14 protein-coding genes and 1 pseudogene are annotated in these 15,066 nt (G+C 64.1%); 8 read left to right on the top strand and 7 right to left on the bottom strand.

The window, feature by feature from the left end:
- Positions 1 to 205 precede the first annotated feature (205 nt).
- Together K289_RS44535 and K289_RS0116695 are read right to left on the bottom strand one after the other, a co-directional pair.
- A pseudogene (locus tag K289_RS44535) lies at positions 206 to 1,171 on the bottom strand (DMT family transporter).
- Between the two features lie 73 nt (positions 1,172 to 1,244).
- The gene (locus tag K289_RS0116695; protein WP_027552579.1) at positions 1,245 to 1,724 is read right to left on the bottom strand and encodes a PaaI family thioesterase; all 480 of its coding nucleotides are present in this window, start codon (positions 1,722 to 1,724) and stop codon (positions 1,245 to 1,247) included.
- Positions 1,725 to 1,906: 182 nt separating this feature from the next.
- On the opposite strand from K289_RS0116695, the gene purL reads away from it, so the two are divergent.
- On the top strand, positions 1,907 to 4,120 hold the full coding sequence (purL, locus tag K289_RS0116690) for a phosphoribosylformylglycinamidine synthase subunit PurL (protein WP_027552578.1): 2,214 nt from the start codon (positions 1,907 to 1,909) through the stop codon (positions 4,118 to 4,120).
- A 112-nt stretch (positions 4,121 to 4,232) separates the two neighbouring features.
- Here purL and K289_RS0116685 read toward each other — a convergent pair whose 3' ends face one another.
- Entirely contained in the window at positions 4,233 to 5,423 is a 1,191-nt protein-coding gene (locus K289_RS0116685) for an acyltransferase (protein WP_027552577.1), read from the bottom strand.
- Positions 5,424 to 5,605: 182 nt separating this feature from the next.
- Between K289_RS0116685 and K289_RS48655 the strand changes: the two genes are divergently transcribed.
- Complete coding sequence (locus K289_RS48655) at positions 5,606 to 5,779, top strand: DUF1328 domain-containing protein (protein WP_027552576.1); 174 nt, start codon at positions 5,606 to 5,608, stop codon at positions 5,777 to 5,779.
- 69 nt (positions 5,780 to 5,848) lie between these two features.
- Here the strand turns inward: K289_RS48655 and K289_RS0116675 are convergent, their stop codons facing one another.
- Positions 5,849 to 6,208 carry a DUF427 domain-containing protein gene (locus tag K289_RS0116675; protein ID WP_027552575.1) on the bottom strand — a complete coding sequence of 120 codons (360 nt, stop codon included), beginning with the start codon at positions 6,206 to 6,208 and terminating at the stop codon, positions 5,849 to 5,851.
- 186 nt (positions 6,209 to 6,394) lie between these two features.
- Between K289_RS0116675 and K289_RS0116670 the strand changes: the two genes are divergently transcribed.
- Both K289_RS0116670 and K289_RS0116665 read left to right on the top strand, forming a co-directional pair.
- Positions 6,395 to 6,631 carry a BolA family protein gene (locus K289_RS0116670; protein WP_027552574.1) on the top strand — a complete coding sequence of 79 codons (237 nt, stop codon included), beginning with the start codon at positions 6,395 to 6,397 and terminating at the stop codon, positions 6,629 to 6,631.
- 22 nt (positions 6,632 to 6,653) lie between these two features.
- Positions 6,654 to 7,847, top strand: a complete 1,194-nt coding sequence (locus tag K289_RS0116665; RefSeq protein ID WP_027552573.1) for a low temperature requirement protein A — start codon at positions 6,654 to 6,656, stop codon at positions 7,845 to 7,847.
- Between the two features lie 69 nt (positions 7,848 to 7,916).
- Here the strand turns inward: K289_RS0116665 and egtD are convergent, their stop codons facing one another.
- Positions 7,917 to 8,888, bottom strand: coding sequence for an L-histidine N(alpha)-methyltransferase (gene egtD, locus K289_RS0116660; RefSeq protein ID WP_027552572.1), 972 nt, complete (start codon positions 8,886 to 8,888; stop codon positions 7,917 to 7,919).
- 51 nt (positions 8,889 to 8,939) lie between these two features.
- Positions 8,940 to 10,238 (bottom strand): ergothioneine biosynthesis protein EgtB, encoded by a 1,299-nt coding sequence (gene egtB, locus K289_RS0116655; protein ID WP_027552571.1) that lies wholly within the window; start codon positions 10,236 to 10,238, stop codon positions 8,940 to 8,942.
- 240 nt (positions 10,239 to 10,478) lie between these two features.
- Between egtB and grxD the strand changes: the two genes are divergently transcribed.
- From grxD to K289_RS0116635, 4 genes are read left to right on the top strand one after another with little or no spacing between them, the layout of a single operon-like run.
- On the top strand, positions 10,479 to 10,805 hold the full coding sequence (gene grxD, locus K289_RS0116650) for a Grx4 family monothiol glutaredoxin (RefSeq protein ID WP_027552570.1): 327 nt from the start codon (positions 10,479 to 10,481) through the stop codon (positions 10,803 to 10,805).
- A 3-nt stretch (positions 10,806 to 10,808) separates the two neighbouring features.
- A complete protein-coding gene (locus K289_RS0116645) occupies positions 10,809 to 11,363 on the top strand; it encodes an O-acetyl-ADP-ribose deacetylase (protein WP_027552569.1) in 555 nt (184 codons plus the stop codon).
- Positions 11,364 to 11,406: 43 nt separating this feature from the next.
- Positions 11,407 to 12,699, top strand: a complete 1,293-nt coding sequence (locus tag K289_RS0116640; protein ID WP_027552568.1) for a serine hydrolase — start codon at positions 11,407 to 11,409, stop codon at positions 12,697 to 12,699.
- A 1-nt stretch (position 12,700) separates the two neighbouring features.
- Positions 12,701 to 13,963 carry a serine hydrolase gene (locus K289_RS0116635; RefSeq protein WP_027552567.1) on the top strand — a complete coding sequence of 421 codons (1,263 nt, stop codon included), beginning with the start codon at positions 12,701 to 12,703 and terminating at the stop codon, positions 13,961 to 13,963.
- Here the strand turns inward: K289_RS0116635 and K289_RS0116630 are convergent, their stop codons facing one another.
- A complete protein-coding gene (locus K289_RS0116630) occupies positions 13,964 to 15,031 on the bottom strand; it encodes a low specificity L-threonine aldolase (RefSeq protein ID WP_027552566.1) in 1,068 nt (355 codons plus the stop codon).
- Positions 15,032 to 15,066: the final 35 nt, after the last annotated feature.

Genomic DNA, 15,066 nt, shown 5'->3' with positions numbered 1-15,066 from the left:
TGATGGGATTAGCCTTCTCGTAGACACGCACGCGGTGCGCTCCCTCTCCCGCTTGCGGGGGAGGGCTGGGGTGGGGGTATCGCGGCAATCGGTGATCCCAAAGCGGAGAGAGCCCGCACCCGGCGCTTCGCGCCGACCTCCCCCGCAAGCGGGAGAGGTTGACCGAGCCAGCGGTCCAATCGATTCAGCCAAAAACCATTCCGCTTTAGCGCAGCTTCAGCCGCTCCGCCGGCACCGTCATGGCCGCGACGCCGGCCATGACCAGCAGCAGACCCAGCGCCAGGTTGGACGGCACGCTTTCGCCGAGCAGCAGCACCGACAGGCCGACGCCGATCGGGATGCGCAAATAGCCCTGTGCATTCGTCGTCAGCGTGCCGAGCCGGCTGAGGCACATGTAGAACAGCATCAGCCCAACGGCGCTGGAGACGATCCCCATGACGATGGTCGCGGCGATCGCCTGCGGTGTCGGATGCAGCGTCCAGGGCTGGTCGATGATCAGCGAGGGCGGCAGCAGCAACAGGCCGCCGAACAGGAGTCAGCCGGCCGCCACCACCATCGGGTCGTAATCGGACAGCCTTAAGCCGAAGATCGTCGCACAGGCGAAGGATATCGTGGCGAGCAGGATCGCGATCTCCGCGACGATCTCGCTGCCGAAGCCGCGCAGCGCATCGAGCCCGACGATGGCGACGGTGCCGGCGAGGCCCAGGATCGCACCCGCGAGCTTCAGCAGCGTTGCCGGCTCGTGCCGTGTGATCAGCGAGGTGATCAGGAAGGCGAAGATCGGCGTCGTGGAGGCCAGCACGACCGTGTTGGACGCCGGCACATATTGCTGCGACCAGGTGATGACCAGGAACGGGAAGGTCGAGTTGATCAATTGCTGGGTCGCGAACAGCTTCCAGGCCTTGGCGTCCGTCGGGATCCTGACGCCGCGCATCGACAGGATGGCGAACAGGAAGGCGGCGGCGATCAGCGAGCGGGCCGAGATGAAGGTGATCGGCGGAATCGTATCCAGCGCGAGCTTGGCCAGCGGATAGGTCGAGCTCCAGCAGCAGGCGAGCGCGAACAGCAGCGCGTAGTCGCGCCAGCCGCGCGCGGCACCAGCTGCTATCGTCGGTAAAGGCGTTGGTTCGGGTGCCGCGGTGCGACCCGTCCTCGATGTGCTCTGCGGCACCTTGTCTGGCTCCCCGGCGCGACAGCGCCTCGCCAACACTGGGCGAGGGCGCGCCAAAAGGAAAGGCGCCGAGCTATGCGTTTGGCTGAGGTTGCGGCTTCCGCTTCACCCGCTTGATCGTGCCGGAGAAGGTAAACAGCGGCCGCCCGCCGGACGTCAGCTTGCCGCGCAGGAAGATCAGCGAGCCGCCGGCGCGGGACACTTCCCCCGTGCATTCGATCAGCTCGCCCTCGCGGGCCGCGTCGAGGAAGTCGCAGGCGAAATTGGTGGTCACGGCCGGCCCGTCCAGCTCGTGGGTGGCGATCGCAAACAAGCAATAATCCGCGAACGCCATGAAGCATCCCCCATGGACATTCCGGGCGCCATTGAGGTGCTTTTTCTCGACCCGGAAGGCGCAGCGGACGCTGCCGTCGTCCTCGATCCTGTGCCAGAACGGGCCGATATGGCTCTCAAAACTGTCGCGAATCCAGGTCCGCCAGCCCGTGAATTCCCCTTCGGTGGCCACGTGCAGGTCGGGGCGGCGGGATGCGGGGGCTTTGGTCAGTTCGTGCAAGGAAATGGGCCTTCAATTACGGGTCTTTTGACCTTAAATCCGATCCGTCAGCGCCTTGCAATTCCTGTTCCCGCGGACCCCGGCCACAAAATGTGGGACAGCGGGAAAATGCGTCATAAAGGGCTTTTCGTAGGCCCCCGATGTTCTTAAGAACGGCCAACCTCGCCGAAAGCCCCGAATCCATGTCGAAAAACGAACCGAAGATCACCCCCGAACTGATCGCCGCCCACGGGCTCAAGCCCGACGAGTACGAGCGCATCCTGAAGCTGATCGGGCGGGAGCCGACCTTTACCGAGCTCGGCATCTTCTCGGCGATGTGGAACGAGCACTGCTCGTACAAATCCTCGCGCATCCATCTGCGCGGCTTGCCGACGAAAGCCCCCTGGGTGATCCAGGGCCCCGGCGAGAACGCCGGCGTGATCGACATCGGCGACGGCCAGGCCGTGGTCTTCAAGATGGAGAGCCACAACCACCCGAGCTACATCGAGCCGTACCAGGGCGCGACCACCGGCGTCGGCGGCATCCTGCGCGACGTCTTCACCATGGGCGCGCGGCCGATCGCCTGCCTCAATGCGCTGAGCTTCGGCGCGCCCGAGCATGCCAAGACCCGGCATCTCGTCTCCGGCGTCGTGGCCGGCGTCGGCGGCTACGGCAATTCCTTCGGCGTACCGACGGTGGGCGGCCAGGTGCGCTTCCACACCCGCTATGACGGCAACATTCTCGTCAACGCGATGGCGGTGGGCCTCGCCGATACCGACAAGATCTTCTATGCGGCGGCTTCCGGCGTGAACATGCCGATCGTCTATCTCGGCTCCAAGACGGGCCGCGATGGCATCCACGGCGCCTCGATGGCCTCGGCCGAGTTCGACGACAAGTCCGAGGAGAAGCGCCCCACCGTGCAGGTCGGCGATCCCTTCGCCGAGAAGCTGCTGCTCGAGGCCTGCCTCGAGATCATGGAGAAGGGCTGCGTCATCGCGATCCAGGACATGGGCGCGGCCGGCCTGACCTGCTCGGCAGTGGAGATGGGCGCCAAGGGCGACCTCGGCGTCGACCTCGATCTCGACGCGGTGCCCACCCGCGAGACCGGCATGAGCGCCTACGAGATGATGCTCTCGGAGAGCCAGGAGCGCATGCTCATGGTGCTCAAGCCCGAGAAGGAAAAGGAAGCCGAGGCGATCTTCCAGAAGTGGGGGCTCGATTTTGCCGTGGTCGGCTACACCACGCCGACCAGGCGCTTCGTGGTCAAGCATGGCGGCGACGTCATGGCCGATCTGCCGATCAAGGAGCTCGGCGACGAGGCGCCGGTCTATGACCGGCCGCATGTCGCCTCCGCGGCGCTGCCGGTCGTGCATGCCCGCGAGGTATCGGCCCCGATGGGCATCGGTGCGGCACTGGAGAAGCTGATCGGCACGCCCGATTTGTGCAGCAAGCGCTGGGTCTGGGAGCAGTACGACCACGTCATCCTCGGCAACACGCTGCAGCGTCCCGGCGGCGATGCCGCTGTCGTCCGCGTGCAGGACGGGCCGAAGGGGCTCGCCCTGACCGTCGACGTCACGCCGCGCTACTGCGAGGCCGATCCGTTCGAGGGCGGCAAGCAGGCGGTGGCGGAAGCCTGGCGCAACATCACCGCCGTCGGCGGCAAGCCGCTCGCGATCACCGACAATCTCAATTTCGGCAATCCGGAGCGGCCCGAGATCATGGGCCAGTTCGTCGGCTGCCTGAAGGGCATCTCGGAAGCCTGCCGCACGCTCGACTTCCCAGTCGTGTCCGGCAACGTCTCGCTCTACAACGAGACCAATGGCCGCGCGATCCTGCCGACGCCCTCGATCGGCGGCGTCGGCCTGCTCGACGATTTCACCAAGTCTGCTTCGCTCGCCTTCAAGGCCGAGGGTGAGGCGATCCTCCTGATCGGCGAAACGCACGGCTGGCTCGGCCAGTCCGTGTACCTGCGCGACATCTGCGGTCGCGAGGAGGGCGCACCGCCGCCGGTCGATCTCGCCGCCGAGAAGCGCAATGGCGATGTGGTGCGCGGCATGATCCATGCGGGCACCGCGACCGCGGCGCACGACCTCTCCGACGGCGGCCTGCTGGTCGCGGTCGCGGAGATGGCGATGGCGAGCGGCATCGGCGCGAAGCTGCTTGCGGCCCCGACCGCACTCATCCCGCACGCCTATTGGTTCGGCGAGGACCAGGCGCGCTATCTCGTCACCGTGCCCGAAGCGGAGGCCGGTCGCGTGCTTGCCAAGATGCGCGGCTGCGAGGTGCCCTGCGTGCGGATCGGCACCACCGGCGGCGACGCAATTGCGATCGCCGGCGAAGCCCCGGTTTCGATCGACACGCTTCGCGCCTCGTTCGAGCGCTGGCTGCCGGAGTACATGAGCGGCAAGGCGGCGTGAGCGGCCGCCGCTACCACAGACTCCGGTCATTGCGAGCGTAGCGAAGCAATCCAGTCAGCCTCCGCGGAGAGACTCTGGATTGCTTCGCTACGCTCGCAATGACGTACATGCATCACAGCACTTTCGTTGCTCCGGGGATCTGGCGCAAGGCGTGCGTCAGCGCCCAACTGAACGCGACCGTCAGCACGAACCCGATCGTCGCCTTGATGATCGCCGGCAGGTTATAGTCGAACAGCCAGTATTGCAGCCAAAGCGCGATCGGGTAGTGCACCAAAAACATGCCGTAGGCATCCGCCTGCATCGGATCGAGTAGCCTGGCCGAGCCTATTTGTTTGAACCTCTGGAAAAAGGCCAGGATCAGAAACATGATGGCCACGCTGAAGACAGCGAAGCAGGCGGCATAGAGCCCCTCATACCAGTTCGGCAGCGGCGACGGATTTCCCAGTATTTCGCGCTTGATGAAGATCAGCACCCAGAGCAGGCAATACGGAACGATCGTCAAGACCATCCAGTCCCAGGTGACCTTTGCCATCCGGCCGTCTGCCGCGAGCAGGCCGCGATCCATATTCGCGACACCGATGCCGGCACCGAAAAAGAAGTAGCTCGCATAGAGCATCACGCGCCCGTGCTGCACCGAGAACGGCCCGAACTCGAACCAGCTGCTTGGTCCATAATACATCAGCCCGGGAACATAGAACGCTGCGGTGACGGCAAGCATGACCGCGAAGAACACGGCGGGCCGGCGGCGGCCGTGCAGCGAGAGGCGGTTGATCGGATCGAGCAGGTTGGGCGACAGCCGATGCAGGATGCAGGCAATCACGTCGAAGCCGAGCAGGACCCAAAGGAACCAGATCGGCCCGCTCGGCCACGGGCCCTTCGTGACCATATTCCACCAGTATTCCGAAAAGCCGATCTCGGGATGGTGCCGGAGCGAGATGGCGTAATAGGCGAGCGGAATGATCGTGAATGCGCAGACCACGAACGGCAGGCCAAGCCGAAGCAGGCGATCCGTCAAATAGTTCAGCGCTCCCTTGCGGGCGATGCCCGACCACGCAAACAAGCCCGACAGGAAGAAGAACATCGCCATGAAGAAGCTGTCGGTGGCCAGCACGATCATGTCGAAGCCGAAGAAGAATTTCGGGTCGGTATGACCAAAATAGGTATAGGGGATGACGGCATGGTGCAGCAGCACCACCAGCGTCAGAAAGGTCCGGGCGCGATCGAGCGACAGGTTGCGCGCCTTGCGCTTGGGCGCGGCATGCGCTTCCGTGCCGATCGTCGCTGAATGTGAGATCGCGCTCATGGTCGCCCCGCTTGTGCTGCCTCTCCCAATCGGACTCTGCCGCCGGGAACCAGATTCAGCAAGGGCAGTTTTGGTCATTCATCGCCCCAACCGGCACCCCCAGGAACCAGTCCCGCGTCGCGAAGTTAGCGATCACGAAATGGCCGAGCCGCCTGAGGCGGCACGAGGCGTCGGAGCTCGCGATGACAATCCTGAAATGGGCGCTGATCTTTCTGCTGGTCTCGATCGTGGCCGGCGTGCTCGGATTCACCGGCATCTCGGCCGCCTCCGCCGACATCGCCCGCTTCCTGTTCTATATTTTCGTCGTGATCTTCCTGGTGCTTCTGGTGCTGGGGCTCACGATATTCAGGGCATAACGGGGCCGCAGCAGCATTGTCAGTCGTTGCCCGGGACAAGCCCGGGCATGATGAAGCCTTGCGCAGTGGCTACCCCACTTCCTCGATCTTCACCTTGTCCGGATAGAAGGCGAGATGGCCGGAAATCTCCGCCATCGCGGGGTAGGGCGTCTCGTAGGTCCAGATCGCGTTGTCGAGGACCTTGCCGTCGGCCTTGACGCTGTAATAGCTGGCATCGCCCTTGTAAGGGCAGTGGGTGACGCGGTGGGTGCGCTCGAGCAGCGCCATGTTGGTGTCCTCTCGCGGCACGTATTGCACCGCCGGATATTTGGCTTCCTTCAGCGTCAGCGCCCTGGCGGTTTCCGCGATCACGACGTCGCCGGCCGTCACGCGGACGCGCCGGGGATTTTGGGTGATGGTGATGGGGTGGTCGGGCCCTGGAAGCTTCATGATTTCACGCCTTTTCGATCAATCTGTCGCGCGCGGCACTTTGTCGTGCCTTTATCCTGGTCGGATCCGGAATATAGTGACCGGGTGCGTGACCTAGAAGACCGTTCACGCTAAGTTTGGCCCTGCCGGCGAGGGGACCCCGGCAGTGATTCGAAGCCGAACGAGACCAGAAGGAGCGCGACCCGAATGCCAATGGACGCCCGCGATATCGAGGCGATGATCAAGGCGGCGATCCCCGATGCCGAGGTAACCATCCGTGATCTCGCCGGCGACGGCGACCACTACGCCGCGACTGTCATTTCGGAATCCTTCCGCGGCAAGTCGCGTGTGCAGCAGCACCAGATCGTCTATCAGTCGCTGCGTGGCCAGATGGGCGGTGTGCTGCATGCGCTTGCGCTGCAGACCGGGGTGCCTGGCACCTGATCTGACGCGCGAGGGTACGAAGATGGCTGCGGACAATCCTCGCGGCGCGATGTTTCGTGTCATCGTGCCGAACCAGCATAGCCGCGTGACCTATGCCGAGCTGTTCTTCGATCTCGTCTTCGTCTTCGCGGTCACGCAAGTCTCGCACACGCTGCTGCATCACTTCAGCCCGCTCGGCGCGGTGCACGTCACGCTGCTGTTTCTCGCGGTCTGGTGGGTCTGGGTCTACACCGCCTGGGTCACCAACTGGCTCAATCCCGAGCTGACGCCGGTCCGGATCCTGCTTTTCCTGATGATGCTCGGCGGCCTCGTGCTGTCGACGACGATCCCCGGTGCGTTCGAGGGACGCGGCCTGTGGTTTGCGATTGCGTACGCGACCATGCAGGTCGGACGCACGGCGTTCTGGCTGTTCGCGACCCCGCTGCACCGGGTCCCGGTCCGGCACAACGCCATCCGCATTCTGGTCTGGCTCTCCATCTCCGCGATCTTCTGGATCCTCGGCGGCTTCGCGGAAGGGGAGACCCGGTTGTGGCTTTGGATCGCCGCGCTGACGATCGAATACGTGTCGCCCGCGGCCCGCTTCTGGGTCCCGAAGCTGGGCTTCTCGTCGGTCGAGGCCTGGGCCGTCGAAGGCGGCCACATGGCCGAACGCTGCGCCGGCTTCATCATCATCGCGCTCGGTGAGGCCATCGTCGTCAACGGCGCGACCTTCGCCGAACTGGATTGGACCGCGGACAACATTCTCGCCTTCGTCGCCGCGCTCGTCGGCAGCATCGCGATGTGGTGGGTCTATTTCCACAAGGGCGCCGAGGCCGGCTCCGAGCTGATCTCGAAGACCGCAGAATCCGGCCGGCTGGCGCGGCTCGCCTACACGTATCTCCATATGCCGATCGTCGCCGGCATCATTCTGACCGCTGTCTCGGACGAATTGGTGCTGAAGCACCCGACCGGCCATTCCGACATCCGCACCGTCGTGAGCACGATCGGCGGGCCGCTGGTGTTCCTGATCGGCACCATCCTGTTCAAGCATTCGATCCGCGGCTTCCTCCAGCTCTCGCATGGCATCGGCATCATCCTGCTGCTCGCGCTGAGCTGGTTTGCCGCCGATCTCTCCCCGCTATGGCTGTCGGTCGCGACCAGCGTGATCATGATCGTGGTCGCGGTGTGGGAGTCGGTCTCGCTGGGCTCGACGCCGGCCGAGGCCGAGGAGCATTGAACCGCCGCGAGGATGGCCGCCGGCGCTCTGGCTAAGGCGACCTGAACCGGCGTGTTCGGCTGCAGGATGTTACTCCGCGGCCTCCAATGCGTGCACCGAGAACATCTTCGCCGCATCCGTCCAGGTCTCGCGCACCCGCCAGCCGGCGCCCCGCGCCAGCGCCGCGAAACGCGCGAGGCTGTATTTGTAGCTGTTCTCGGTGTGGATGCTCTCGCCCGGCCGGAACGAGAAGCTCGTGCCCAGCATGCGCACGGTCTGGTTCTTCTTGCTGATCAGATGCATCTCGATGCGGTGCCGCTCGCGATTGTAGATCGCGCGGTGGGTGAATGCGGAGAGATCGAAATTGCCGCCGAGCTCGCGGTTGATCCGCACGAGCACATTGAGATTGAAGCGCGCGGTGACGCCGGCGGCATCGTTATAGGCATCGAAGAGCACGCGCTCGTCCTTCTCGAGGTCGGCGCCAATGATCATCAGCGCGCCTTGGCCGAGGATTTCGCGCGCGCTTCTGAGGAAGGCCTGGGCTTCCTGCGGCTCGAAATTGCCAATGGTCGAGCCCGGGAAGAAGCCAACCTTGGGCAATGACGCGACCGCCTTGGGCAGCTCGAACGGCGTGGTGAAGTCGGCGGCCACCGGATAGATGCCGAGCGACGGGAAGTCCCGCTTGAGCCCGCTGGCCTGTGCCTGAAGGAAGTCGCCGGAGATATCGACCGGCACATAGGCGGCGAACTTGCAGTGATTGAGCAGCAGGCGGACTTTTGTGGTCGCGCCAGCGCCGAACTCGACGAGGGCCGAGTGTTCCGGAATGATTTCCGCAATCTCGCTGCCGCGCTCCCTCAGGATCGCAAGCTCGGTGCGGGTCGGATAGTACTCCGGCAGGCGTGTGATCGCCTCGAACAATTCCGATCCCGCCGCGTCGTAGAAATATTTCGGCGACAGCCGTTTCGGCTGCTGTGACAGGTCCTCGATGGCCTCGCGGGCGAACGCGGTGGTCTGCTCGTCGGGAAGATGGGCCTCGGCCAAAGCGCTGGCGTGCACATTCATGATACTCTCCTGAACGCGCTGTCCGGCGCGCGGTTGTCGTCGGATGAGAACTCAGTCGTAGTCGGCGAGCCGCAATCCCGTGAATTGCCAACGGTGATGGGGATAGAAGAAATTGCGATAAGTAATGCGGCTGTGCCCGCTCGGGGTTGCAAGCGAGGAGCCGCGCAGCACAAGCTGATTGACCATGAACTTGCCGTTGTACTCGCCGAGCGCGCCTTCGATCGCGCGATAACCGGGGTAGGGCGAATATGAGCTGCGCGTCCATTGCCAGACGATGCCGAAGACGTCGTTGAGCTGCCCGGCGCGGGCGGCGACCTCCCATTCCATCTCGGTCGGCAGGTGTTTTCCGGCCCAGCGCGCGAACGCATCCGCCTCGTAGTAGCTGATGTGGCAGACGGGCGCGTTGGGATCGACTGGCTTGAGGCCGGCCAGCGTCATCATGTGCCACCTGCCGTCGACCTCGCGCCAATGGCCTGGAGCGTCCCAGCCCTCGTTGTTGACGGCAGCAAAGCCGTCCATCAGCCACAGCGTTGCAGTCCGATAGCCGCCGTCGCGCATGAAGGCGAGCCATTCGCCATTGGTGACGAGATGGCGCGCGATCCTGACCGGACCGACCAGCGCGCGGTGCGCGGGCTTCTCATTGTCGAAATGGAAGCTGTCGCTGCCGTGCCCGATGGTGTGGATGCCCTCGTTGAGCGTCAGCCAATCCTCGCCCGCTCGTATCGACGCCGGGAAGTGCCAATCCGGATCGTAGGCTGGCGAGACCGGATTTTGCGCAAAGGCATGCAGGATGTCGGTGAACATCAATTCCTGGTGCTGCTGCTCATGATTGAGCCCGACCTCGACCAGCGGCGCGATCGCGCGAAGCTTGTCCGCATCGGCTTCGCGGAAGAATTTTACGACGGCCGCATCGACATATTTACGATAGCAGCCGACCTGATCGGCGCTCGGCCGCGTGATGTCGCCGCGGCGATGCCGGGCGTGACGGGGGCCGGCGCTGACATAATAGGAATTGAACAGGAACGCGAAGTCGGGGTGGAAGGGCCGGTAGCCCGGACAGTGCTCGCCAAGCAGAAACTGTTCGAAAAACCACGTTGTGTGCGCGCGGTGCCATTTCACGGGGCTCGCATCCGGCATGGACTGGATCTGCTGGTCCTCGGGCGAGAGCGGCGCGGCCCGGCGTTCGGTCTCGTTGCGGACGGCGAGAAACGCCTCCTCCAGTGCCTGGGCGAGGCCACCCGGGCCGGACAATGGTGACGAAAGCGGTGGCGTGGCCGTGGCGGAGGCTTGTTTCGTCACGTTTTTCTCCAGACAAGACGAGAGAACGTTGTTGGCGTAGTCCGGTTCCAAAATTCAGGTTCGTCCTAGATAGGGCCTCCGTTACGGGAAAAAAGTCCTCCCCGGCGATGATATTAGCGTCATCAGCCCATAGGCCATGGCCGGGCTCCGGAGCGGCGCCGGGAGCCTCGTCGCTGCCATTTTACTTTGGATGCACAATAGTTTGGGCTACATATATGGTCAGGTATCGGGTTAAATCGGCTGAGCCGCCCGAAGCGATTATTGAGGGCTCCGCCCCAGAAGGACATGGATATGAGCATCGAGGAATTCATCGACAACGAAGTGAAGTCGAACGACGTGGTTCTGTTCATGAAGGGCACGCCGCAGTTTCCGCAGTGCGGTTTTTCCGGCCAGGTCGTCCAGATCCTCGATCACATCGGGGTCGGCTATAAGGGCCTCAACGTTCTCGAATCCGCCGAGCTGCGTAACGGCATCAAGGTCTATTCGAACTGGCCGACCATTCCGCAGCTCTATGTGAAGGGCGAGTTCGTCGGCGGCTGCGACATCATCCGCGAGATGTTCCAGGCCGGCGAATTGCAGCAGCTCTTCTCCGACAAGGGCGTTGTGGTCGTGGCCTGACGCTTGACCACGCTGACGCGCCGCGTCGGTGACGTCCAACTTGATGTCATCGTTGCCGACATCACCACAATGAGCGTTGACGCTATCGTCAACGCGGCCAACACGTCGCTGCTCGGTGGGGGCGGCGTGGATGGGGCCATCCATCGGGCGGCCGGGCCTGAGCTCGTCGCCGAATGCCGGATGCTCCACGGTTGCAAGACCGGCGATGCCAAGATCACCAAGGGGTATCGGCTTAAGGCGGCCAACGTGATCCACACGGTGGGGCCGGTGTGGAATGGCGGCACCCTCGGCGAGGACGATCTGCTCGCCTCCTGTTATCGCCGATCTCTGGAGCTGTGCCGGAAGCATCAGCTGACGTCGGTGGCCTTCCCCGCAATTTCGACCGGGATCTACCGTTTCCCCGCCGACCGCGCCGCCGATATTGCCGTCCGAACCACGATCGAAATGCTGCCCGGGACGCCATCTGTCACCCGTGTCGTGTTTTGCTGCTTTTCGGAGCCGAGCGCCGGCCTCCATGCCGAGGCGCTCGGGCGCCACGCCGGCCCTTGTGCCGACTGAGCCGGTCAGTACACTCCGCCCGGCCATGTTCCGGGGAGGGGATATGATTTCACATATTGGTATTGGGCTGCGCTCGCTGGTCTGCGGCGCTTTGATGTCTTTTGGCGCAATTTCGCTGGCGCAGGCGGAGGGGACCTACGAAATCCCGGCCGGCGCGCATTTCAATCAGGACAAGCTCGCCAAGGTCAGCGAGTTCTTCAGGAACGAGGTCGCAACCGGCAAGATCGCCGGCGCGACGGTGCTGATCCAGCAGCATGGCAAGCCGGTCTATCACGAGGCCTTCGGCGTGCAGGACGTGGTCAGCAAGGCGCCGATCACCGACAAGACGATCTTCCGCCTGTCATCTCTAACCAAGGTGATCACCTCCGTTGTGGCGATGCAATTGATCCAGGACGGAAAGATCAAACTCGACGATCCCGTCTCGAAATACATTCCCTCCTTTGCAAATGTGAAGGTCGGTGAGGAGAAGAAGGCCGAGGACGGCACCAAGACGCTCGAGCTGGTACCGCTGGTCCGGCCCATCACCATTCTCGACCTGATGCGTCATACCTCCGGCATCACCTACGGCTTCTACGGCGACAGCCTCGTTCGCAAGGCCTATCGCGACGCCAATATCTACGCGGGCGAGTTCGACCTCGCCGAGTTCGCCGAGCGGATCGCCAAGCTACCGCTGCACAATCAACCCGGCGCGCTCTGGCAGTACGGCCATTCCACCGACATTCTGGCGCGGATCATGGAGATCGTGTCCGGAAAGTCATTGCTCGAGCTCGAGAAGGCAAAGCTGCTCGATCCGCTCGGTATGACCGACACGGGCTTCTTCGTCACCGAACCGGAGCGGCTGAAACGGCTCGCCCAGCCGCTGCCGAACGACAGCAATTTCCGGGTCGGCCGCGAGTATAGGACTGAGGTTCGCCAGAAGTGGGAATCCGCCAGCGGCGGCATGGTTTCGACCATGGCGGACTTTTCGCGCTATGCGCAGATGCTGGTCAATGGAGGAACGTTCGAGGGCAAGACCTATCTCAGCCCGAAGACGTTCGAACTGATGGCATCGGACCATGCCGGCAAGGACTCCGGCGTTGAGCGGGACTACTTCTATTTTCCCGGTGACGGTTTTGGCATGGGACTTGGGTTTGGGGTGCGCACCGATCCCGGTCATGCCAAGCCGCCGCCGCCCGGCGATCTCGGTGAATTGAAATGGGACGGTGCCTCCGGTTGCTATTTGGTGGTCGACCGCAAGCAGGACATGTTCTTCGTCCTATTGGAACAGACCCCGAGCGAGCGCCAGCGCGTGCAGCGGACACTGAAGCAGTTGGTCTATGAATCCATGGAGAAGTGACATGTGCGGGCGCCGCGCGCTGATCGCGGCGCTCGTCCTTCTGCTTGGTGCAATCGGCGCGCAGGAGGGCTCCGAGGGACGCGCCGCGCACAATTTCTCGCCCGAAGGGCTGGCGAAGGTCTCCGACTACATCAGGAACGAGGTCGTGACCGGCAAGATTCCCGGCGGCATTCTGCTGCTGCAGCAGCATGGCAAGCCGGTCTATTACGAGAATTTCGGCGTCCGCGACGTCGCGACCGAGATCTCGATGAGCGCGGACACGATTTTCCGCCTCTATTCGATGTCGAAGCCGATCACCTCCGTCATGGCGATGATGCTGGTTGAGGAGGGCAAGCTCGCGCTGGATGATCCCGTCTCGAAATACATTCCGTCCTTCGCCGGCATGAAGGTCGGCGTCGAGACCAAGGCCGAGAACGGCAAGGTCGCGCTGGCGCTCCAGCCGCTCGAGCGTCCGGTCACGATCAAGGATCTGCTGCGTCACACCTCCGGGCTGCCTTACGGCTATTACGGCGGTGGCGTGGTGCATCAGCTCTATGCCGAGGCCAACCTCTTCGACGGCGATCTCAGCAATGCCGACTTCGTCGCGAAGATCGCGACGCTGCCGCTGGTCGAGCAGCCGGGGAAAGTGTGGGACTACGGCTACTCCACCGACGTGCTCGGCCGCGTCGTCGAGGTGATCTCGGGGAAGACGCTGCTGCAGTTCGAGAAGGAGCGGCTGCTCGATCCGCTCGGTATGACCGAGACCGCGTTCTACATCGCCGATCCCGCCAAATTCCCGCGCATTGCCGAGCCGATGCCGGATGACCGCAACATCAATCCGACGACGCAGGTGCGCGATCCCAGGCTGCCGCTGAAATGGCAATCCGGCGGCGGCGGCTTGGTCGGCACGGTCGGTGATTACGCCCGTTTCGCGCAGATGCTGCTGAATGGCGGCACCTATGACGGTCGGCGCTATCTCAAGCCTGAGACGATCGCGCTGATGGCGTCAGATCATGTCGGGCCGGAGACCAAGATCGCGCGCGACCAGCACTATTATCCGGGCGCGAGCAGCGGCTTCGGCCTCGGCTTCGCCGTGCGCACCTCGGTGCCGCCGAACACCTCGTGGCCGCTCGGCGAGTACCGCTGGGACGGCGTGGGCGGCACCTTCTTCTTCATCGATCCCGAGGACGATCTGTTCGGGATCTTCATGGTGCAGACCCCGTCGCAGCGCGGCAGGATCCAACTGGCGCTGAAGACGCTGATCTATCAGGCGATGGGGCGTTAGCTACGCGCCGCGCACGATCTCGCGGACGTGGCCGAGCGTCTCCTCGATCTGGCTCGCGGTGACGTCGAGATGCGTGCAGGCGCGGATGCGGCCGTCCATCATCGCCAGCATCACGCCGCGCTGGCGCAAGGCCGCGACCATCTTGTCGCCGGGGACGCCGGCGCCGTCGGGCCTGAAGAACACGAGGTTGGTCTCGGGCTCCTGCACCTCGATCCCAGCGATTTGCGCCAGCCCGCGCGCCAGCGCGCGCGCATTGGCGTGGTCGTCGGCGAGGCGATCGACGTGATGGTCGAGCGCATAGATACAGGCGGCTGCGCAGATGCCGGCCTGCCGCATCGAGCCGCCCAGACGCTGCTTCCACTGCCAGACCGCGTCGATGAATTCGCGGGAGCCGGCGAGCGCGCCGCCAATCGGGGCACCGAGGCCCTTGGAGAAGTCGATCCAGGCCGAATCCCAGCCGGCGGCCATGTCGCGCGCGGAGATGCCGGTCGCGACGGTGGCGTTCAGAAGGCGCGCGCCGTCCATGTGAGTAGCAAGGCCGTTGGCTTTCGCGATGGCGACGATCTCGTCGAGTGCCGCCTTCTTCCAGACCGTGCCGCCGCCGATATTGGCGGTCTGCTCGACGCTGACCACCGTCTGCGGCGGCTGGTAGCGGGTGCGCGGGTGGAGCGCCTTGCGGAATGTCTCCGGCGTGAACTGACCGTCGGGGCCTTTCAGTTGCGTGATCTGGAAGCCGCCGATCGCGGCATGCGCGCCGCCTTCGCGCGCGATGATGTGCGCGGTGTCATGGGCGAGGATCTCGTCGCCGGGACGGCAGTGCACCAGCGTCGCGGTGACGTTGCACATCGTGCCTGACGGCATGAACACGGCGGCTTCCTTGCCGAGGAGATCGGCGACGCGCGCGCACAGCGCGTTCACGCTCGGATCATCACCGACCTGCTCGTCGCCGACTTCGGCGCGCGCCATCGCCTCGCGCATCGCAGCCGTCGGCCGCGTCTGCGTATCCGAGAGCAGGTTGACGCGCACCGGCGGTGCCTTGGGATCGACGGGGGGAGGGGTGTAGAGCATCAACTTGCTCCCTGAGGGAATGGCATTCACTCGCG

It is taken from the genome of Bradyrhizobium sp. Cp5.3 (assembly GCF_000426265.1).
Lineage (GTDB): Bacteria > Pseudomonadota > Alphaproteobacteria > Rhizobiales > Xanthobacteraceae > Bradyrhizobium > Bradyrhizobium neotropicale.
This window is presented reverse-complemented; position numbering and strand designations above follow the sequence as displayed.

Excerpts from the sequence above, each read along its gene's own strand:
- purL (WP_027552578.1), top strand. The coding sequence starts at position 1,907 with ATGTCGAAAAACGAACCGAAGATCACCCCCGAACTGATCGCCGCCCAC.
- K289_RS0116685 (WP_027552577.1), bottom strand. The coding sequence starts at position 5,423 with ATGAGCGCGATCTCACATTCAGCGACGATCGGCACGGAAGCGCATGCC.
- K289_RS48655 (WP_027552576.1), top strand. The coding sequence starts at position 5,606 with ATGACAATCCTGAAATGGGCGCTGATCTTTCTGCTGGTCTCGATCGTG.
- K289_RS0116675 (WP_027552575.1), bottom strand. The coding sequence starts at position 6,208 with ATGAAGCTTCCAGGGCCCGACCACCCCATCACCATCACCCAAAATCCC.
- K289_RS0116670 (WP_027552574.1), top strand. The coding sequence starts at position 6,395 with ATGCCAATGGACGCCCGCGATATCGAGGCGATGATCAAGGCGGCGATC.
- K289_RS0116665 (WP_027552573.1), top strand. The coding sequence starts at position 6,654 with ATGGCTGCGGACAATCCTCGCGGCGCGATGTTTCGTGTCATCGTGCCG.
- egtD (WP_027552572.1), bottom strand. The coding sequence starts at position 8,888 with ATGAATGTGCACGCCAGCGCTTTGGCCGAGGCCCATCTTCCCGACGAG.
- grxD (WP_027552570.1), top strand. The coding sequence starts at position 10,479 with ATGAGCATCGAGGAATTCATCGACAACGAAGTGAAGTCGAACGACGTG.
- K289_RS0116640 (WP_027552568.1), top strand. The coding sequence starts at position 11,407 with ATGATTTCACATATTGGTATTGGGCTGCGCTCGCTGGTCTGCGGCGCT.
- K289_RS0116635 (WP_027552567.1), top strand. The coding sequence starts at position 12,701 with ATGTGCGGGCGCCGCGCGCTGATCGCGGCGCTCGTCCTTCTGCTTGGT.
- K289_RS0116630 (WP_027552566.1), bottom strand. The coding sequence starts at position 15,031 with ATGCTCTACACCCCTCCCCCCGTCGATCCCAAGGCACCGCCGGTGCGC.